Origin of the sequence: Staphylococcus sp. HMSC036D05 (assembly GCF_001836225.1) — a bacterium.
Lineage (GTDB): Bacteria > Bacillota > Bacilli > Staphylococcales > Staphylococcaceae > Staphylococcus > Staphylococcus caprae.
The window spans coordinates 93954-113308 of sequence record NZ_KV827789.1; the positions used below are offsets into that span (position 1 = coordinate 93954).

18 protein-coding genes are annotated in these 19355 nt (G+C 34.1%); 9 read left to right on the plus strand and 9 right to left on the minus strand.

Annotation, left to right across the window (positions count from 1 at the left end):
* Nucleotides 1-57 precede the first annotated feature (57 nt).
* Nucleotides 58-414 carry a membrane protein gene (locus HMPREF2580_RS12285; RefSeq protein WP_044466614.1) on the minus strand — a complete coding sequence of 119 codons (357 nt, stop codon included), beginning with the start codon at nucleotides 412-414 and terminating at the stop codon, nucleotides 58-60.
* Between the two features lie 13 nt (nucleotides 415-427).
* Nucleotides 428-1480: an LLM class flavin-dependent oxidoreductase gene (locus tag HMPREF2580_RS11580; RefSeq protein ID WP_070833275.1), complete on the minus strand. Its 1053-nt coding sequence runs from the start codon at nucleotides 1478-1480 to the stop codon at nucleotides 428-430.
* Between the two features lie 407 nt (nucleotides 1481-1887).
* On the opposite strand from HMPREF2580_RS11580, the gene HMPREF2580_RS11585 reads away from it, so the two are divergent.
* On the plus strand, nucleotides 1888-2889 hold the full coding sequence (locus HMPREF2580_RS11585) for an NADP-dependent oxidoreductase (RefSeq protein WP_176747487.1): 1002 nt from the start codon (nucleotides 1888-1890) through the stop codon (nucleotides 2887-2889).
* A gap of 17 nt (nucleotides 2890-2906) precedes the next feature.
* Nucleotides 2907-3590, plus strand: a complete 684-nt coding sequence (locus HMPREF2580_RS11590; RefSeq protein WP_002444674.1) for a type 1 glutamine amidotransferase domain-containing protein — start codon at nucleotides 2907-2909, stop codon at nucleotides 3588-3590.
* A 71-nt stretch (nucleotides 3591-3661) separates the two neighbouring features.
* Here the strand turns inward: HMPREF2580_RS11590 and HMPREF2580_RS11595 are convergent, their stop codons facing one another.
* The 4 genes from HMPREF2580_RS11595 to HMPREF2580_RS12365 all read right to left on the minus strand — a co-directional run bounded on the left by HMPREF2580_RS11595 (nucleotide 3662) and on the right by HMPREF2580_RS12365 (nucleotide 8634).
* Nucleotides 3662-4237 carry a TetR/AcrR family transcriptional regulator gene (locus HMPREF2580_RS11595; protein ID WP_070833281.1) on the minus strand — a complete coding sequence of 192 codons (576 nt, stop codon included), beginning with the start codon at nucleotides 4235-4237 and terminating at the stop codon, nucleotides 3662-3664.
* A 289-nt stretch (nucleotides 4238-4526) separates the two neighbouring features.
* Nucleotides 4527-5465, minus strand: coding sequence for a glycine betaine ABC transporter substrate-binding protein (locus tag HMPREF2580_RS11600; protein ID WP_070833284.1), 939 nt, complete (start codon nucleotides 5463-5465; stop codon nucleotides 4527-4529).
* A gap of 23 nt (nucleotides 5466-5488) precedes the next feature.
* Nucleotides 5489-8242 (minus strand): MMPL family transporter, encoded by a 2754-nt coding sequence (locus HMPREF2580_RS11605; RefSeq protein ID WP_070833287.1) that lies wholly within the window; start codon nucleotides 8240-8242, stop codon nucleotides 5489-5491.
* A 215-nt stretch (nucleotides 8243-8457) separates the two neighbouring features.
* On the minus strand, nucleotides 8458-8634 hold the full coding sequence (locus tag HMPREF2580_RS12365) for a hypothetical protein (RefSeq protein WP_170080885.1): 177 nt from the start codon (nucleotides 8632-8634) through the stop codon (nucleotides 8458-8460).
* A 361-nt stretch (nucleotides 8635-8995) separates the two neighbouring features.
* Between HMPREF2580_RS12365 and HMPREF2580_RS11610 the strand changes: the two genes are divergently transcribed.
* The gene (locus tag HMPREF2580_RS11610) at nucleotides 8996-9793 is read left to right on the plus strand and encodes a hypothetical protein (protein WP_070833290.1); all 798 of its coding nucleotides are present in this window, start codon (nucleotides 8996-8998) and stop codon (nucleotides 9791-9793) included.
* A 188-nt stretch (nucleotides 9794-9981) separates the two neighbouring features.
* Here HMPREF2580_RS11610 and HMPREF2580_RS11615 read toward each other — a convergent pair whose 3' ends face one another.
* Nucleotides 9982-10875 carry a LysR family transcriptional regulator gene (locus HMPREF2580_RS11615; RefSeq protein WP_070833293.1) on the minus strand — a complete coding sequence of 298 codons (894 nt, stop codon included), beginning with the start codon at nucleotides 10873-10875 and terminating at the stop codon, nucleotides 9982-9984.
* Between the two features lie 138 nt (nucleotides 10876-11013).
* Here HMPREF2580_RS11615 and HMPREF2580_RS11620 point away from each other — a divergent pair, with 138 nt between their 5' ends.
* From HMPREF2580_RS11620 to HMPREF2580_RS11635, 4 genes are read left to right on the plus strand one after another with little or no spacing between them, the layout of a single operon-like run.
* Nucleotides 11014-12078, plus strand: coding sequence for an ABC transporter ATP-binding protein (locus tag HMPREF2580_RS11620; protein ID WP_070833296.1), 1065 nt, complete (start codon nucleotides 11014-11016; stop codon nucleotides 12076-12078).
* The gene (locus tag HMPREF2580_RS11625; RefSeq protein WP_070833299.1) at nucleotides 12062-13102 is read left to right on the plus strand and encodes an extracellular solute-binding protein; all 1041 of its coding nucleotides are present in this window, start codon (nucleotides 12062-12064) and stop codon (nucleotides 13100-13102) included. Before HMPREF2580_RS11620 ends, HMPREF2580_RS11625 begins: the two co-directional genes overlap by 17 nt.
* Nucleotide 13103: 1 nt before the next feature.
* Entirely contained in the window at nucleotides 13104-14753 is a 1650-nt protein-coding gene (locus tag HMPREF2580_RS11630) for an ABC transporter permease (RefSeq protein ID WP_070833302.1), read from the plus strand.
* Between the two features lie 35 nt (nucleotides 14754-14788).
* A complete protein-coding gene (locus tag HMPREF2580_RS11635; RefSeq protein ID WP_070833305.1) occupies nucleotides 14789-15406 on the plus strand; it encodes a metallophosphoesterase in 618 nt (205 codons plus the stop codon).
* Nucleotides 15407-15535: 129 nt separating this feature from the next.
* On the opposite strand, the gene HMPREF2580_RS12290 is transcribed toward HMPREF2580_RS11635, so the two are convergent.
* The gene (locus HMPREF2580_RS12290; protein ID WP_115177447.1) at nucleotides 15536-15637 is read right to left on the minus strand and encodes a type I toxin-antitoxin system Fst family toxin; all 102 of its coding nucleotides are present in this window, start codon (nucleotides 15635-15637) and stop codon (nucleotides 15536-15538) included.
* Between the two features lie 239 nt (nucleotides 15638-15876).
* Nucleotides 15877-16305 carry an organic hydroperoxide resistance protein gene (locus HMPREF2580_RS11640; protein WP_037541743.1) on the minus strand — a complete coding sequence of 143 codons (429 nt, stop codon included), beginning with the start codon at nucleotides 16303-16305 and terminating at the stop codon, nucleotides 15877-15879.
* Between the two features lie 257 nt (nucleotides 16306-16562).
* Between HMPREF2580_RS11640 and HMPREF2580_RS11645 the strand changes: the two genes are divergently transcribed.
* On the plus strand, nucleotides 16563-18569 hold the full coding sequence (locus tag HMPREF2580_RS11645; RefSeq protein WP_070833308.1) for a cell wall anchor protein: 2007 nt from the start codon (nucleotides 16563-16565) through the stop codon (nucleotides 18567-18569).
* Nucleotides 18570-18710: 141 nt separating this feature from the next.
* A complete protein-coding gene (locus HMPREF2580_RS11650) occupies nucleotides 18711-19271 on the plus strand; it encodes a cysteine hydrolase family protein (RefSeq protein ID WP_070833310.1) in 561 nt (186 codons plus the stop codon).
* Nucleotides 19272-19355: the final 84 nt, after the last annotated feature.

The following is a 19355-nucleotide window of genomic DNA, read 5'->3' on the forward strand; positions in this document are numbered from 1 at the left end:
AGTTTAAAATATAAAATAAGACTCCTCGCATGAGCGGGGAGTCTTATGTTTCAATTCTTATCTTTTAGATGAGAAAGTATCTAGTAAGCTTAAAGTAGCTAAGCCTAATAAGTCAAGTGCGTGTTGTGCACCTTTTTTGCCGTGACCAGCTTCAAAGTGTTTGTAAGCTGCAACACTTAATACTGAAATTGTAGCAAGTGAACCTAAGCGAGAGATGTTTTTATTTAAGAAACTTGCAGCGAATAAAGCAGCTGCAGTTGCTTCAACACCACCTGCTAATTTAACTGTACTAGCTGGTAAACCGAATGTGTTTGTGAAAGTGTCCACCATACCTTGGTCACCTTGTAATTTAGGTTTGCTTGCATTGTATAATTCTTTAGCAAGTTTTAAATTTGTAGCATAACGTAAAATCATAAAATATTTCCTCCTATTTATCTTCAAAATATTTATCTACTATAGGTTTAACTTTTTCCCCAAAAAGACGAATTGAATGCATCACACACTCATGAGGCATAGAACCTACCGGAGTATGAATCATAAAGCGGTTAATACCTAGAGTCTCGATGGTATCAATAATTTTTTGTGCCACTGTTTCAGGGCTTCCCAAGTAGATAGCACCATGACTGCCTATTTCTCTCTCGAAATAGTTTTCATCGAAAGATGGCCAACCTCGTTCTTTACCTAGTACATCTTGATGTGCCTTAAGTGAAGGGAAAAACTCACGTTTCGCTTGTTCATCTGTTTCTGCAACATAACCCCAAGAATGTACTCCAATAGGTAATTGGTCAGGATTATGTCCGTAAGATAACGCAACAGATTTATATATTTCAATATTACGTGCAAATCGTCTAGGATTTCCGCCAATAATGGCATACGTAATTGGCAAGCCAAACGCGCCGGCTCTGAGTGATGATTCAGGTGTACCACCTGTGGCAATCCAAATTGGTAGTTCGCCATTTTCCACTCGTGGGTAAATGCCAGTCTCTTCTAAACTAGGTCTTAATTTACCTTCCCAACTTATGATTTCATGTTTGTTAATTTTAAGCAACATTTGAAGTTTTTCATTAAATAGCTCTTCATAGTCATTTAAATTATAACCGAATAACGGGAAAGATTCGATAAATGAACCTCGACCAATCATAATTTCAGCTCTACCATTAGATACAGCATCCAAAGTTGAGAATCTTTCATATACTCTGACCGGATCGTCTGAAGATAAGACGGTAACTGCAGAAGATAATTTAATATGTTGTGTTCTTGAAGCAGCTGCACCTAACACAGTAACAGGATCAGAAACTGCGTAGTCTTCGCGGTGATGTTCACCTAAGCCATAAACATCTAATCCAAGTTGATCTGCAAGTTCAATCTCTTCTACTATATCTCTAATACGTTGAGCATGACTTATTGATTCGTGTTTACCATCTGGCATGTAAATGGCACTATTTTCAGCAAATGATGTTAAACCCAATTCTACTTTCATCACTCACACCTCCTAGTATATTTTTTATACTAGATATATATTAATCTTGCCTCACAATTTTGTCAATATAAAAGATTTGAACCATACAGTTACGAATGAATAGCACAGTAACGCTATCAATTACTTTAACAACATTGGTTTTGTTTAAACCGTTGACGATAAAATTTCAATTTTCATGTGGAGTCATCTTTGTGTTTTAACACTATGACAATGACTCGATTATTCATAGCTATCAATTATAGTAAAAGCACTTTTTTATAAACAAAACCTATAAGTAAACCACTTTTCTTGTACAGAATACTTAATAGCCTTACACTTGATGAAAATTCAAAATATCAAGTATACAATCATTTTCAATATTAAATGTAATAATCAAGTAAAGAGAGGCGAAAAAGATGAAAACGGATATGCAAGCGATGGTCATTCATCATTATGGGAAAGGTCCTGTGTCATTAGAAAGAATGCCATTACCAAGTATGAACCCGAATGAAGTACGAGTGAAAATTAAAGCAGCAAGTATTAATCCAATCGATTTCAAAATTCGAGATGGTAGTTTAAAAATGTTACTGTCTTATCAATTTCCATTAATATTAGGAAATGACTTTGCAGGAGAGATTTCCGAAGTAGGGGAAAATGTTACAGACTTCAAGGTAGGCGACAAAGTGTATGGACGTCCACGTAAATCGAAAATTGGAACATTTGCCGACTATATTTCAATCAACGCAGAAGAAATTGCTCCAATGCCTCAAGGACTTTCTTACGAAGAGGCGGCAAGTATACCTTTAGTAGGCTTAACATCTTATCAAGCGCTAAACGAAGTAATTAAAGCTAAGCCAGGAGATAAAGTACTCATCCAAGCTGGATCAGGTGGCGTAGGAAGTTTTGCCATTCAATACGCAAAAGCAATGGGGATTTATGTTGCAACAACTGGAAGTGACAGAGGCGAAAATCTTATCAAATCATTAAATCCAGATGAATTTATTAATTATAAAGAACAAGATTTCTCGAAAGTGTTAAAAGATTTTGATGGTGTATTCGATACACTTGGTGGAGATAATTTAGAAAAATCATTCCAAATCATTAAACCCCATGGTGTCATTGCTTCGATTTCTGGATTACCGACAGAACGCAATGCTAAAAAGTTAGAAAAAAGTATTTTTAAGCAAGGTTTATTAAAAGCAGCATCATTGAAATACCAACGTTTAGCCAAAAAATTCAACGTTAACTATGAATTTTTATTTATGCATCCAAGTGGTAAGCAATTAAGAGAAATCACAGAACTCATTGAAGCTGGAAAAATTAGACCAATCATTGATAAGGTATTTGACTTTAAAGAAACTCAAAAAGCCATTGAATACTCTGAAAGTGGAAGAGCAAAAGGCAAAATTGTAGTAAAAATGGAAGATTAATTAAAGAGGTGAGATAAATGGCAAAAATTATGATAGTCAATACAAGTACAGATTACTTTGGAAATACAGAAGAACCTACAGGACTATGGCTAAGTGAACTGGTACATTTTTATGATGCATTTAAACATACAAATGTAGACATTGATATGTTTAATATTACTGGTGGAAACACACCGATCGATCCCGTGAGCCTTAATCCACTTATGTTTGATAATACAACGAAAGCTTATTATAAAAATGAAAGTTTCATGGATTTACTAAGATATTCTCAACCTATTAGAGAAGCGCAACCTGAGAAATACGATGCCATTTATTTTACTGGTGGTCATGGTGTGATGTATGATTTTCCAGAAAATAAATATATTCAAAGTGCAGTGAATAAGATTTATGAAAATGGGGGAATCGTAGCAGCGGTTTGTCATGGCATTGCAGCGCTACTCAATGTCAAAGATGCTGGCGGCACGTATTTAATTCAAAATAAAAAGATAACTGGATTCTCAAATATTGAAGAGGTCCTAGCTCAACGTGATACCATCGTACCTTTCCATTTACAAAACGAAATTAAAAAACGTGGTGCCATTTATCGCTATGGTCGAGTTCCGTTTACTTCAACATTAGTTGTAGACGGTCGAGTGATTACAGGTCAAAATCCTCAATCCCCGTCTCAAGTTGGCGAAGCGGTAAGGAAACAACTATTATAATAAAAAGTAAAAGCACGCATCTTTATCAACTATTTAAGAAGATAAGGACGCGTGCTTTTGTATGCCTCGTTTTAATTGGTTTTACAGTTTTGAAGTGAAGCTTCTAATGTATTGTTTAGTGTTTCGAAAATTTCATCTACCGAGTAATTGTAATCATTTTCAACCCAACGTCTTAAAACTTCAATGACACCACTGCTATAAAAATCAGCTAAAATATCTGGGTGCTTACTTTCACGTATCTTCAATGCAAGAGGATCATCATGATTGTTCTTTACGCCATATAACATCATTTCGCGACTTGCACGTGTTAAACTTCTGAAAACATCAACTTGTCTGGAAGATACAAGCAAATGCTTAAATACCTTCTTATGTTGTTCTATATAATAGATAAAAGCCTTAAAAGACTCAGAAGTTTTAATTTGTGGCTCTTCATTTGAATCTGTCATAATTTCGCCAGTCATATATTGAGGTAGGGAATAGAGTAAATCATATTTATCTTGGAAATAACGATAAAAGGTACTACGATTAATCTCGGCAACTTCACAAATTTTTTGAACAGTCATTTCATCAAAATGGTAGTCATATAAAAGTTCGAAAACTGTCTGATTAATATGTCGAATCATACGTTTTTGAGTTGATGTAGGCATATACATTTCTCCTTTTATTATTCTCTATTAAAGGATACTTCACGACACAGAATATACGTTAATTTATCATAGTTGAATAGCTTTTACCAAATATAAATGTCATTGAATATCTTCATTTAACACATTCATTATAAAATAAGCTCTAAGACAATTTCTTTAGTGTGCTGTACCTCTCAAAGTTAGATTGTAGTCCAACCTATAGTGGTGCACATCCTCATTAGAAATCATCTTAGAGCTATACTTTTGGATTAATATTCTAGTCTCAATACATTGACTTTATACTACATACTTAATGATCAATACCTTTTAACCATTTATCAACTTTTGTTTCATGGTCATCGACATAATCTTTGGCAACATCTTCAGGATTTTTATTATCTTTAAAGATTTTCTTCGCTAATTGTTCTTCATCATCTTTACTCCAATTGTCAGAGATGCGTGTAGCAATTGTATACGCCGCAGGATGATTTTTTTGGAATCCTTTATTGAACACTAAGTTAATATGTTCGTCATCTTTACCATAAATTTTTTCAGGATCTTTTAACATTTTGATATCGAGCTCTTTAGAGAACCAGCTTGGTTCCATAGCAGTGAAGACGATAGGCTTTTGTTGTTTATAAGCTTTTTGAATCGCTTTAAATTGATCTTGGTCAGATGACTTATGCAAACGATATTGATCTAATTGACCATCGTCTAGTTCATTTTTAGTTTGTTTCATCACGCCATTTCTATCGTCAGTACCTTGAATTGTCCAATCTACAGATTTACCAAAACTTTTACTGCTATTTAAATCTGAAATTGAATCAATATTTCTTTCATATTTAGGGACAGCTAAACCAACTTTTACGTTATCTACTAAGTTCTTTTTATCATAAACTGTTAATTGACTTTTGAATTTGTTGTAAAAGCTTTTGTCTGTTGATGGAAAGATACCTGAAGCGTGGAATGAATCCGAATCTTGAGACACAGATGCGTATAGTGGTCCACTCGCTTGAACAGGTGTCGTTGTCACATCGTATCCAGCTTTCTTAAGTACTTCCGCAATCACTAGAGAACGTGGCGTAGAATTGTCGCTTGCGATATAAGGAATAGTGACTTCTTTTTTACCTAGAGATGTATTCCCATCATCCGATGATTCGCTACCACCATTACCACACGCGCTTAGCACAATAGCTAAGGCGAGAGTGGCAAGTAGTCCTAATACTTTGAAACTACTTTTCTTGAACATTCGGCGTTTCCTCCTTCTTAGTTTTAGTCTCTGTCATTGTCTCTACCTTTATCGACATGTTCATCATATCTTTCATTAGAGCGACGTTGATAGTCGTCATAAATAGCTTTGTTATTTTCTCGAGCGTATAACATTAATGCATTAAATAACATATCTTGATCGTTTGATTCATTAGATAATTGTTTAAATAAATCAGTCGTGCGAGATTCCCTATCTGAATGTTGCGGTTTCTCTTGGTTACGACGATATGTTTCATCATGTCGAGGTTGATGGTCATATCTATCATGCGTATCTTCTCGACGATAATGGTGATTGTCTTGAGTGTACATAGATTCATAATCTACTTGATTTCGATGGTTGCGTGATTGATTATTGATGTTTGAATCTCCATACTCTGGTCTACGATATTGTGAATCATTTTCCGGAAAATGATCTTCACGATAGCTACGACGACCATCATCCAGGCGGACATATCGAGGATAGTCTTCACTCTCATTATGAGGGTCTGTATGGTTGTCACTGTCACGATAATCATAACGGTTATCATCATCAAAACGTTGAGCGTCATGTCTATAACTTTCACCATGATGATCACCATATTGCGTGTCTTCAGCAGCCTTCGTATTTGAATGATCTTGATCTAAAGCTTTACCTTCAATATCAATCTTAGGTAAGACGCCACCTAACCATTTAGGAATGTACCAAGAGCCTTTACCGAATAATTTAGTAAGTGCAGGAATCAATGTCATACGTACGATAAATGCATCGAAGAGAACACCGAATGCGAGTGAAATACCCATTGATTTAATTGCTGAATCTTCTTGGAAGACAAAAGCAATAAATACGCTGAACATAATTAATGCTGCAGCAACGATAACTGGGCCACTTTCTTTGATACCTACGCGAATGGAATGGTCATTATCACCTGTTTTACTATATTCTTCGTGGACGCGTGTCATCAAGAATAGCTCGTAGTCAATTGCTAGACCGAAGAGAAGGCCAATAGTGATAACTGGTAGGAATGCTAATAACGGACCAGTATTTTCAACGCCGAACAAGCCTCCTAAGAAGCCATCTTGCATGACGAGTGTTGTAAATCCGAGTGTTGCTAGTAGGGATAAGACGAACCCGAGTACAGCTTTCAATGGTACTAAGATTGAACGGAATACAAAGACGAGTAGTACAAATGCTAAGAGTACGATAACGCCTGCGAATACTGGAATCGCTTCGTTAAGTTTTTCAGACATATCAATGTTGATTACACTTTGTCCTGAAATTTCTGTATTGAAGTCATATTTTTCTTTGGCCGTTTTATTATAGTCACGTAAATCGTAAACTAAATGATTTGTAGATTGTGCATTTGGACCATCTTCAGGAATCACAGAAATTAACGCATAGTGTTGATTATCATTAAGTTGTGGTGTCGCCACTTTGTCTACATTGTCCATATCTTTAATATCATCTTTGATATTATTTAAGTCTTGTTGAATATCCTTTTTACTGCCGCCATCTTTCGTATTTACGAGCATTACAATTTGACCATTATAGCCCGCACCGTAGTTGTCTGTGATTAAGTTATATGCTTTATGTGCTGACGTATTATTAGCTTTAAGGCTGTCGTCTGGAATACCTAAACGCATTCCACTTATAGGAAGTGCTGCAGCAATTAGAATAAGTAAACTGATAACAATTGCAATTACAGGCTTACCTACAACGAACTTAGCCCATGGATGATCTTTTGGATTTTTACTTTTTTCAGGTTTATCTTTAATCTTGATACGTTTATGAAACACACTGATTAATGCAGGTAAGAGTGTTAATGCAGCTAATACGGCAAATAACACACTAATCGCAGAAGCGAATCCCATAATTGCTAGGAAATCAATGCCTACAAGGGATAGACCGCATACTGCAATCATCACTGTTATCCCTGCGAAAATAACGGCACTGCCTGCAGTACCAACGGCTGTAGCAATAGCCTCAATAGGTTCTAAACCACGTTTACGAACTTCCTTATATCTAAACAGTATAAATAAGGAGTAGTCGATACCAACAGCGAGTCCAATCATGACTGCTAACGTGAGTGTAAAGTTTGGAATGTCGAATACGAATGTAAGTAAAGAGATAATTCCGACACTTGAACTCAAACCAATAATTGCACTCACAATCGGCATACCTGCAGCAATAAGCGAACCGAAAGTGATAAGCAAGATGATAAATGCAGTGACAATACCTACAATTTCAGATGTGCCACCGACTTCAGAGTTCATTGAGCCACCTTGAGTTTGCTCAATTTGAAGGTTATGATCAGCTTTGACATCATCTAATTCTTTATCAATCGTTTTTTTAGAAGAATCTTGCAAGGCTGTTTGGTTAACTACATAGTTAACGGTTGCAATTGCAGTATCTTTATCATCGTTAATTTGATGAGATTCATAAGGATTGCTTACGTTTTGTACGTAATCGTCATCCTGTTTGATATGATCAAGCGCTTTTTCAATATCTTTTTTCGTATCTTTATCTGTGATGCCATTCTTCTTATCGGAATGGAACACAATTTTCATCGAGGCTTTTTGACTATCCTGATGAAATTCTTTAGAAATTTTATCATTTGTATCTAATGATTTTAGGCCATTCATTGTAATGTCATTATCAAATTTAGGTGAGTTAATCATGAGTGGTGTAATGATTACGCCTAGAACAATTAGCCACGCCACAATACTGACCCATTTGTTCTTAGCAATAAATTTGCCTAATTTGTATAAAACTTTTGCCAAGACATTTCCTCCTATTTGTGAATAATTTTTGCAACAGAGTGTGAAATTCTAAAATATTTTAACGCAATTTGAGTGCGAAAAATGAAGATGTTTGAAAGTTACATATACTAATTTAACAATTTTGCAAAGCCCTAAACACCACTATTTAGTGCAAGGTGTGGAAAAATGCAACAGATAGTCAGAATTGTTGTGAATTTTTTGGGAAAATAATGATTTTATAGCGAAGAATTAACGAAATGACCAATCAAACAAAGAAATCCTATTAATAAAAGACATAAACCAGGTACATAGATTTTCTCTCTTAAATCGAGTGAATCAGATTTTGAGACAATGAGACTAACTAATATGAGCGATAAACCAAGAACAGTTAAAATGATAGAAATAACCAACATAGGTAAACCTCCTAGAGTGATTCGTAGATGCGTGGTTGAATAACGTTTGTTTAAAGATTAGGCTGACTGATATGCCAATACTTCTCTTTGATTAACGAGGGTTTGCTTACTCTTTGTTTCAACAATTTTACTTTGTCGATGAGTTTCATATTTTACGATTTCATTTGCTTATTCCCGCTTTAAACACGAATATTTAAGTAAAGGGGGCGATATTTCAAACAATGTGTGACATATCGTTGTAGAAATATAAATTCTATAAAAGTACGTATTTAAAAAATTTATAAAAGTTTAATATCTATTCACTTTATTCATATATTTACTACAAAAAAATAAGCTAAGTTGAATGTAGAGGTGATAATAAATGAAACATTCATTAATCAAAGTAGGAATGATAACGACTTCTATTTTACTTAGTTGTGGCATTACTAAAAATGTTCAAGCAGCAACGAATCAACCTGACCAATATGAAGTGAAGGTTTATGCAGATAGTCATAAAGTGGTAAAAGACAATCGTCATATTAAACATAGTGTGTTAGAAGCATTAGGTTCTAGTGATAAAGATGAAGATTTTAATGTCCAATATTTAGATGATTCAAACCGCACTAACTATCAAAATAATGTGACATATCGTTTGCGTAAATCTGAAGATGACAATGACCACGAGTTGCAATACAAAAAACGCTATCCGATTTCTAATCATGATGTCTCTCGTGCAATACAACAAGCTAAATCAGAAGGGTATAACGGCGACGAATATGAGGTTGAATTCGGTGAAAATAAAGAAACACTTAGTGTAACTAAAGAGGCAAAAGAAAATTTAAATTTAGAAAAAAATGCTATGCCGAATGCACAGGATAGTTTGAAAATATTAAAAGCTCATGCAGAAAAGCCGTATAGTGAAACATTAAATAAGATGAATCAACCAAGCTTAATTGGTCCAGTTCATTTTGAACGTCATAAAGGGAATATTGATGGTAATAAAGTAAAAATTGAAAATTGGGATATTAAAAATCAAAATATAGTAGAAATTTCAGCGAAGGTAAACAATGAGGAGGATGCAAAACGCGTACAAAGTGCAATTGTTAAGAAATTAGACCAACTCGGCATTCATGAGAAGAAAGATCAACTCAAAACAAATCTTATTTTTGATAATTACTAGACTTGTGAAAGGCTCTTCAATCCCAAGTATAATTCACACGTTAGAACAATCATTCGATTCTAGACGAGCAAACTGCATAGTTATTATAAAAGCCCTTAAAATGTTTGTTTCAACAAATCTATTTTAAGGGCTCGTATATGAGACTACCAATCATACACATGTCTCTTTATATTTTGGGACTAGCTCATTTAATTTTGCATCGTTTCCTCAAAATTCACATTGTATATTAATGAAATAAAGTTTTGAATTACGGGAGTTAAATATAAATCATCACGATAAACAATGGAGATATATCTTGGTTTTGGTCCATTGGGGACCTTTTTACAAATAATGTCATTACGATGCTGAATCGCACTATGACTTATTAAACTTAAGTATTTAGAATGTTTAATCGTTTCTAGAATACTACTCAAACTATTTGATTGCATACGCGCACGTAGCGAGACTAAATTATCACGTCGCCACTCATCGATACTTTCTCTGGTAGAGCCGCCACTATGTATAACAAAATCATATTGCTCTAAATCCTTCATAGTTAACTCTTGTTGGTGAGCAAGGGGATGATCTTTATACATGGCCACCATCAATTCATTCTCCATAAAACGCTTAACTTTTAAATCATTTTCATAAAAACCATTTTCAGAGATTACTGCAATTTCAATCTCCCTATTTCTTAATTTCTGAATAATATTCGGAGCTGTATCAACAGTTAAATCAATTTGAATATTTGGATGATGATGCATATAGTTTTTGAACGCTTCAGGTAAAATATGATAAACAGGTGCATGACTTGCGCCAATTTTTAAAGTTCCACGCTTCGAGGCTTTAAAATCTGCCATGACCTCGTTCGTTTCTTGCATTAAGTTTAAGAGTTTAGTTGTATTGCGATATAACAACTCGCCTGCTTCCGTTAATTTAAAATGTTTACCTTTTTTATAATACAAAGGAATGCCATAGTTTTTATTCAAATTTTTCAAATGGAAAGTGACAGTAGGTTGTGTAATATTCATAGATTCAGCCACGGCATTTTCATTTTGAAATTCTACAAATTGCTTAAAAATCATCAACTGCTTCGTATTCAACTTTGCTTCAACCCCCAAATATAAATTTTCTCTATACATTTATACATATTACATATACTTTTTTGAGTTAGCGTTAACATTTCATTTAATAATTATTAACAATCTTTTTCTATAGTAATAATTGAAAGAGGTGAGGATGTGGTTTTAGAACTCCAAAATATTAAAAAATCATTCGGTTCGAAAACAGTGATTCATGATATTGATTTGACAATTGAAAGTGGCAAATTTGTTTCTTTATTGGGCGCTTCGGGTTGTGGCAAGACAACATTGCTAAGACTGATAGCTGGTTTGGAAACACCAGATTCTGGAAGTATTGTCCATAATCATTGCACATATTATGATTCACGCCAGCATACATATGTTCCACCGGCACAAAGAGATTTAGGGATGGTCTTTCAAGATTTTGCATTGTGGCCCCACATGTCAGTCTTTCAAAATGTAGCGTATCCATTGAAAGTTAAGAAAGATACTAAAAATTTGAAAACACGGGTCATGCAAGCATTAAAAGAAGTTCATTTAGAAGAGCATTATGACAAAGCTATTCATCAACTTTCGGGAGGACAACAACAACGTGTTTCATTAGCAAGAGCGATTATTTCACAGTCTCAACTCATATTAATGGATGAGCCTTTATCAGCGCTAGATGCAAGTTTGAGGGAAGATATGCAGATATTAATTCAAAAATTGATAAAAACATATCACATGACTGCTATTTTTGTAACGCATGATCAATATGAGGCCATGAGTATGTCAGATGATGTGGCAGTGATGTCGAATGGACAGATTGTGCAATATGGCACGCCAGAAGAATTATATCACCGTCCTAAGAATAAAGAAGTAGCGACCTTCATAGGAAAGGGAACCTATTTAGAAGGTATCGTCCATAATCAAGTATTAAGCACAAATGAGGGTTTTCAACTTAATCATTCTATCCAAGCTCAAGAAGGGAAATATGGTGTATTAATCCGCCCAGAACATGTTCATATTCAAGAGCATGACTATTCAGAGGCTACACCTGCAACCATTCAAACAGTCAGCTTCACAGGAGAACGTTACCAATACACGGCTACGTCGAATGGTGTGGATATCATGTTTTACGATAGTAAGTATTTTCAAGAGAATGAGACGATTCATTTAACTTTCGATATTCCTGAAAATTATTTCATAAAAATGGGGGACACTAAACATGAAGAAGTTCACTAAATACATTTTAATTTTAATTGCGACTGTAGTTGTATTAGCAGCATGCCAAAATAAACCAGAAAATGGCGACAAAGGAAGTAAAGATTCAAAATCGAGTTCAAATGACGGAAACAATAAAGACAAACTCGTTTTATACGCAGCAGGTCCTGACAACTTAGTTAATGATATGGTGAAACAATTTGAGAAGCAGACCGGTAAAAAAGTTCAAGTTTTCCAAGGTACGACAGGTGAAATTCTAGGACGTTTAGAAGCTGAAAAAGATAATCCTAAAGCAGACGTTGTACAACTTGCATCATTACCAGCAGCTTTAGATTATAAGAAAAAAGGATTAATTGAACCGTATAAAGTTAAAAATCATAAAAAGTTATATAAAGATTGGATAGACAAAGATGGTTACTACTACGGTTTTAGTGGAAGTGCTTTAGGTCTATCTTATAATACTAAAAATGTAAAACATCCTCCTGAAGACGATAAAGATTTAACGAAAGCGACATATAAAGATAAAATTGCGGTTCCAGATCCTTCAGAATCAGGGACAGCTTTAGATTTATTATCAATCAAAGTTAATAATGAAGGTAATAAAGCTTGGGATGAATATAAAGATTTGAAAAAGAATGGCATGAAATTAGCAGGCGCGAATAAACCAGCATTAGAGTCTGTTATTAAAGGAGAAAATGACGTCGTTTATGGCGGAGTAGATTATATGGTGTACGCCGCTAAAGCAAAAGGAGAACCGGTAGATATTAAATATCCTAAGTCAGGTACAGCTATTTCACCACGTCCTGCATTTATTTTAAAATCTTCAAAACATAAAGATTTAGCTAAAAAATACATGGATTATGTCACAAGTTCAAAAGGTCAAAAACAAGTCGATGATCATTACCTTATTCCAGCAGACCAATCAGCTGAAAAGAAAAAAGGTAAAGCAAAACGTAAAGATATTAAGGAATATAAATACGATTGGAATAATTTAAGCGATAAAAGTGAAAAAGTATTGAAAAAATTCACGGAATTGATGAGATAATATGCGACAAGCAGCGACAATCAAACGTTTAAACCAAGTGTTAGCACTGATTGTACTTTTCCTGCTCATCATCTTACCTTTATGTTTAATACTTTTTAAAGGGTTTGCGCCAGGAGAAGGTGGCACATTTGGAGAACACATACAACAGCTAGGAGAACAGTATCATCTTAAAATACTTTGGAATTCAATTATATTAGGTGTTTCAGTCGTTATTTTATGTACGGTTATAGCACTACCGCTCAGTTACATCATGACTAAAACGTCACTCGCAAAATATCAATGGTTAGATTTAATCATTATGATTCCATTTATGACACCACCCTATATTGGATCAATGGGTTGGATGCTAACCATGCAGAGAAATGGGCTGTTAGATCAACTTAGCTCCATTTTCTCCCATATCACGCCGTATTTCTTTAGTTTCTTTGGGATGGTCTTAATCATGAGTTGCCACCTGACACCATTTTTATATGTTATCTTGAAAAATGCACTTATGAATATCCATCAGTCACAAGAAGAGATAGCCGAAATATATGGTGGTACGTTCTTATACCGTTTCAGAAAAATTATCGCACCACTCTTTGCTTCAGGTTACAGTATGGGCGCGCTTCTTATTTTCGTAAAAACAATAGGAGAATTTGGTACACCAGTCACAATGGGTAACAAAATTGGATTTCAAGTACTTACATCTGAAATTCATCATAGTGCTTCGATATGGCCGATTGATTTTCAAAGGGCAGCATTGTTATCAACACTATTATTAGCAGTAAGCATGACAGTGTGGGCGTTACAACAATGGTTCCAATCACGTAATAATATAAGTTCTAATTCAGGAAAAGGGCATAAAGTAAAGATGCATCAACGTAGTAAATGGGACATACTTTGTTATGTCTTCGTAGCATGTGAAGTGTTTGTTACAATTATTCTACCTTACGCGAGTATCTTCATGAGTGCGTTTATGAAACAACTTTCATCAGGGTTTCATCTAAATAATTTCACTCTTGATAATTTTATTCATGTCATTTCAGGTAATGGTGGCATTGCTTTATTCAATAGCATCATGTTGGCTACAATTTCTGCTACGCTTGCAAGTGTCATTGGATTGTGGGTCGTTCTAATTACTCGAAAGCGTCATCGTTTAGGACGTTTAATTGACTTTTCAAGTTTACTACCAAATACTGTGCCTGGCATTATAGTGGTGATTGGTCTTATACTATTCTGGAATAATAAATTTAATCCATTGCCAATCTATAATACAATCTCTATATTAGTGGTTGCTTATACAGTACTCTATATTCCTTATGCAGTTCAGAATATAAGGACAGTTGATCAACAACTAAGTAAAAATCTTATTGAAGCGGCTGAAATTTCAGGAAGTAAAGGTTGGACATTGTTTAGAACAATTACATTACCTTTATTAAGACCAGGCATCGTTTCAGGATGGATACTCATCTTTTGTATATCAATGCGAGAACTTGTAGCTTCCCTCATGTTAAGACCACCGAACACGGATACATCTTCAACTTTTATTTACAGACAGTTCGAACAAGGTGATTCCGCACAGGGTATGGCTATGGCATTGTTATCTATAGGTATAACTTCAATTATTTTAATCATATTAGAGACATATCAAAGGAAGAAAAAGATTTAAAGCGAAAGTAGTAGTGAGAGGAGCGTGAAAAAGACATGTCTAAAAGATTATTAGTAGCATCAGATATTCATGGACATGGTAAATCTTTATCGCATTTGCTTAAAGCAGCTCACTATGATGACAGTAAAGATCAACTTGTTCTTATCGGAGATTATGTAAATAATGGACCAGATTCTATAGGTACATTGAAACTAATTAAACAACTAGTGAAGAATGGTGCTATTGCATTAGTGGGCAATCATGAGTTGAGATGGCTAGAACGTACAGATAAACGGGCTACTGAATGGCATCAGTTTATCAATCAACTTCCCTATTATAAAGTGATAGATCAGTACATCTTCGTACATGCGGGTATTGATACAAGTAAATCGATACGCAAACAATCAAGAGCAGTGGTAACAGGCCATGCACCAGGGAATTTAAACCAATATTTACCAAGAAACAAAGTTGTGATTCATGGTCATATTCCTAATTATCGGTTAGGTTATAAAAAGGATCATATCCATATTGAACACAACATCATAGATATAGACACTGGTGCAGGTCATAATCAATACTTAACATTACTAGATTTAACGTCTCAAAGACAATATTCTGTTAAGGTATCTGATAAGGATGCTAAAATCCAAGAGCGTCGTATTAAATTGAAATAGGATGCCTAGATATTATTGCAAAATGAAATGTTAAGTGTTATAATACATTTATAAAATATCTAGCATATAGGTTAAACACCGAATCCCCTTACTATCGTCAGTAGTAAGGGGATTTTTAATGGTGTGGCTTTATCGTCTTTTCTTATTGCGATTACGTAGCCAATGTGTAAACATCGCAACGAAACAACCACTTATAATTGTAGTTGTGATATTAATTAAAATATCTAGCATCGGCTAGACACCTCCCTTCAACGTCAATTGACGTCTAAGGTAGACGACACAACTATTATACTGTGGTGATAAGACGTTTGTATATAATTTTAATAATATAAAATAAATTAATTATATATATCTAATAAAATGCATGGATAATTGCTGAATTTCTGAAAAAGCGTAAGCTACATTGTAATGTGTATGGTTCTTGCACATACGCGATAATGAATGTAACTTACGCTTTATTTATATCTAAATTATTGTGCTGTTACTTCTAATTGTACGTCGATATTACCACGTGTTGCTTTAGAGTAAGGGCAGAATTGATGTGCTTGTTCTACGTATTTTTCAGCATCTTCTTGTGAAATGTTTTCAAGTGTCACTTTAATATCTGCAGCAAGTTTGAAACCATTATCAGTTTCATCTTTAATCAATTCAATTGTAATTTCTACTTCAGGATTCGCATCGTTTACTTTGTTTTGAGATAAAATCAATGATAAAGCACTGTTGAAGCAAGCACTATATCCGGCCGCAAATAATTGTTCAGGGTTCGTATCATTGCCGCCTTGACCGCCCATTTCTTTAGGTGTTGCAAGGTTTTGAACAAACGTATTGTCTGGGCTAAATACTCGACCGTCACGGCCACCATTTGAAATCATTGTAGTAGTATAGAGAGGTTTTGTCATTTTGAAAAACTCCTTAATCACTTTAGATTACGCTTGATTAGATATAAACGTTAACTAATCAAGGTTACATCGAAGTATAATAGTTATTAACTTCTAATTACAAGTAATATGTATTTATATTTAATTATTTTTTTAAATAATCTACAAAAATCAAAAAGAGTTTATTAAAAATGAGAAGTGTATATTTCTGTGAAATGTTATATAATGGCATTGAATTTAAAATTGGGAAATCTAATAGAAAAGGAGAGCGGAAGAGAATGAAACAAACACGAAAGCATCAATTTGGCGTGTATGTAAAAATGTCATGCTCCGTATTACTTATGAGCGGAACACTGATTGGCTATGGACTTACAAAAGATACTCAAGCTGATTCAACCGAAACGCCAACGCATCATTATCAATCCCCAAATGAGTCACTTAGTCATCGTATTGAACAAGCGAAAAAAGACCTTAATCAATTAAAATCTTTGACTAAAGAAGACTTAGACAATTATCAAACACGTATAGATAAAGCTAAAGATAAGTCAAATATTGATAAAATTATTGAAGATGCTAAACAACGTAATGATCAATTAGAAAGTTCAAATCCATCTACTAATGATGATGAAAATATTGATTCAGAAACAACTAAGGAGTTAGATCAATTTCTAACAGAATTAAATGATATATCTGATAAAGTTGATATCCCTCAACAAAATAGGACTACAGATACCCATAAAAATGATGAAGATGGTCGTTCAAATCATGCAGAAAATGCTAATGATAGTATTGCTGATGACGGAGACTTATCAGAAAAGACGCAAAAAAATACGGATGACAATGCTGATGATCAAACTATTTTCAGTAAATTAGATAAGATTAAAGAAGATGTCAATTCAGCTGAATCAGAGGATCAATCGACATCAAAAAATACAGAACATAAACCATCTAATGATTCTAAAAATGTGTCATCAGAAGATAAAGGTCACTTAGAAAAGGCACATTCTGATTTCGATAACTTAAAGTCTTCAATTAACGATGATACCCCTAACGTTGATAAAAAGATTGGTACAATTACTGAGCATTTAAAAGGTAGCGATAAAATTACACATGCACTTGCAAAAGCTCAGTCACAACATAACGATATAAATAACTATTTAAATCAAAAGCAAACGAATTTAAACGCACTTAAGAAAAAAGTCGATGAAAATCAAAAACTACCTGAAAGAAATAAAGAAAAACTCAACAATGAAATTGAAAGAGCACAGCAAAAACTAAATGGGCAACAAAATATCATATTGGATCAGCTTAAAAATTCAAATGATAAAACGCAAGCTACGAAAAATATACTTAATAGTGTCATGAGTAAAAATGAAGCTGATAATGCCCTGAAGCAAATTAAAACTAATAAGCAATCAGATAAACAAATTGCTAATCAAATCGCAAAACAAATGGATTCATTAGCGACAACCTCAAGTGATGATATTTTGAAATCGATGTTAGACCAATCTAAAGATAAAGAAAAATTAATTAAACAACTAATGTCAACAAGACTAGGTCAAAATGAAGCATCTAAGATTGCGAAAAAATTAGCACATAGTCACCTAAGCAATGCTCAAATTGTTAACCAACTTAAGCGTGACTTTGATAAAAAAGGCAATGCAACATCAGATGATATTCTAAATGGAGTATTAAATAACGCTAAAAATAAAAAAGAAGCTATTGAAACAATATTAGCCACACGCTTGAATCAAGAGAAAGCTAAAATGTTAGCAGAAGTCATTTCACGTATACAAAATGATAAGTCAGATGCTTTGAAACTGATTCAATCTGCACTTAATGGTAAAGTGAACGACTTATTACAACTTCAGAAACAAGTTCATAAAGCGAAGAATGATTTGGATTATATCTTATCACCAATAAAAGACAGACCATCATTACTAGATAGAATTCATGGAAACAAACACCATAATGGTCAACTCGCTGATTTATTAAATCAAATATCTGATTTGACTAAAGGCCCAAGTCTATTCGATAGATTAAATTCTAAAGGTTCTCTATTAGATGGTGTAAATAACATTGATACCCCAACACCTGAGAATGGTTTATCTTTGGGTTCAGGAGATAGTTTGTTAAGTGGTCTATTTAATGATGATGGTAATATTTCTTTACCAGCTACAGGAAAAATAGTTAAACGAAGTGCCTTACCAATAGCAATTGTTGCTTTAATAATAGGAATAATGTTTATTTGGAAGAGCCGTCGTAAGCACAAACATACGAAATAGTTTACAAATAAGTCACCTGGACGTCTTAATTTTTATTAAACGGTCAGGTGACTTTTTGATTATGTAAATAATTGGAGAAATATAATGGAATAACGTTATAATATTTAAACTGTTCATGAAAATAATTAAAGGAGTATGACTATGACGAATCAAACAGCACTTTTAGTAATGGATATGCAAAAAGGAATTGCGCATAATGTACCACAAATCAATAGTTTAATTAAGGCTAACCAACGTGCCATTGCTGCTGCTCGTGAACATCATATACCAGTGGTCTTCATGCGTGTTGCTTTAGAGAAAAATTTCGCAGATGTTTCCCCAAACAATCGCGTATTCTCAAGTTTTAAACAACGTGGTATCAATATGACAGAGAACGATGAATTCGCACAAATCATTGACGAATTAGAACCCGCTAAAGACGAACCGATATTAACGAAACGTCGCTTTAGTGCTTTTACAGGTAGTGGTTTAGAAGTGTTCTTGCAAGCAAATCGTATTAATCACCTTGTATTGACTGGTATTTCAACAAGTGGTGTTGTTTTAAGTACAGCGCTTGAGGCAGCAGATAAAGATTTCCAAATAACGGTACTTGAAGATGCAATTGGAGATCTTTCAAAAGATAAACATGATTTCATTATAGAACAAATTTTAACACGTTCTTGCGAAATAGAATCCGTAGAATCGTGGAGAAATCACCTATAAATTTACAACCAAACTCAAGATAAGTATGTTCTTTATATGATTTAGAGGACATACTTGGGAGCGGGACAGAAATATAATTTAGCA

What these genes read in the sequence shown, in the direction of transcription:
- HMPREF2580_RS11625 (WP_070833299.1), top strand. Translation starts at nt 12,062, where the DNA reads ATGAAGAAGTTCACTAAATACATTTTAATTTTAATTGCGACTGTAGTT.
- HMPREF2580_RS11590 (WP_002444674.1), top strand. Translation starts at nt 2,907, where the DNA reads ATGGCAAAAATTATGATAGTCAATACAAGTACAGATTACTTTGGAAAT.
- HMPREF2580_RS11640 (WP_037541743.1), bottom strand. Translation starts at nt 16,305, where the DNA reads ATGACAAAACCTCTCTATACTACTACAATGATTTCAAATGGTGGCCGT.
- HMPREF2580_RS11635 (WP_070833305.1), top strand. Translation starts at nt 14,789, where the DNA reads ATGTCTAAAAGATTATTAGTAGCATCAGATATTCATGGACATGGTAAA.
- HMPREF2580_RS11650 (WP_070833310.1), top strand. Translation starts at nt 18,711, where the DNA reads ATGACGAATCAAACAGCACTTTTAGTAATGGATATGCAAAAAGGAATT.
- HMPREF2580_RS12290 (WP_115177447.1), bottom strand. Translation starts at nt 15,637, where the DNA reads ATGCTAGATATTTTAATTAATATCACAACTACAATTATAAGTGGTTGT.
- HMPREF2580_RS11595 (WP_070833281.1), bottom strand. Translation starts at nt 4,237, where the DNA reads ATGCCTACATCAACTCAAAAACGTATGATTCGACATATTAATCAGACA.
- HMPREF2580_RS11585 (WP_176747487.1), top strand. Translation starts at nt 1,888, where the DNA reads ATGCAAGCGATGGTCATTCATCATTATGGGAAAGGTCCTGTGTCATTA.
- HMPREF2580_RS12285 (WP_044466614.1), bottom strand. Translation starts at nt 414, where the DNA reads ATGATTTTACGTTATGCTACAAATTTAAAACTTGCTAAAGAATTATAC.
- HMPREF2580_RS11600 (WP_070833284.1), bottom strand. Translation starts at nt 5,465, where the DNA reads ATGTTCAAGAAAAGTAGTTTCAAAGTATTAGGACTACTTGCCACTCTC.
- HMPREF2580_RS12365 (WP_170080885.1), bottom strand. Translation starts at nt 8,634, where the DNA reads ATGTTGGTTATTTCTATCATTTTAACTGTTCTTGGTTTATCGCTCATA.
- HMPREF2580_RS11610 (WP_070833290.1), top strand. Translation starts at nt 8,996, where the DNA reads ATGAAACATTCATTAATCAAAGTAGGAATGATAACGACTTCTATTTTA.
- HMPREF2580_RS11645 (WP_070833308.1), top strand. Translation starts at nt 16,563, where the DNA reads ATGAAACAAACACGAAAGCATCAATTTGGCGTGTATGTAAAAATGTCA.
- HMPREF2580_RS11630 (WP_070833302.1), top strand. Translation starts at nt 13,104, where the DNA reads ATGCGACAAGCAGCGACAATCAAACGTTTAAACCAAGTGTTAGCACTG.
- HMPREF2580_RS11580 (WP_070833275.1), bottom strand. Translation starts at nt 1,480, where the DNA reads ATGAAAGTAGAATTGGGTTTAACATCATTTGCTGAAAATAGTGCCATT.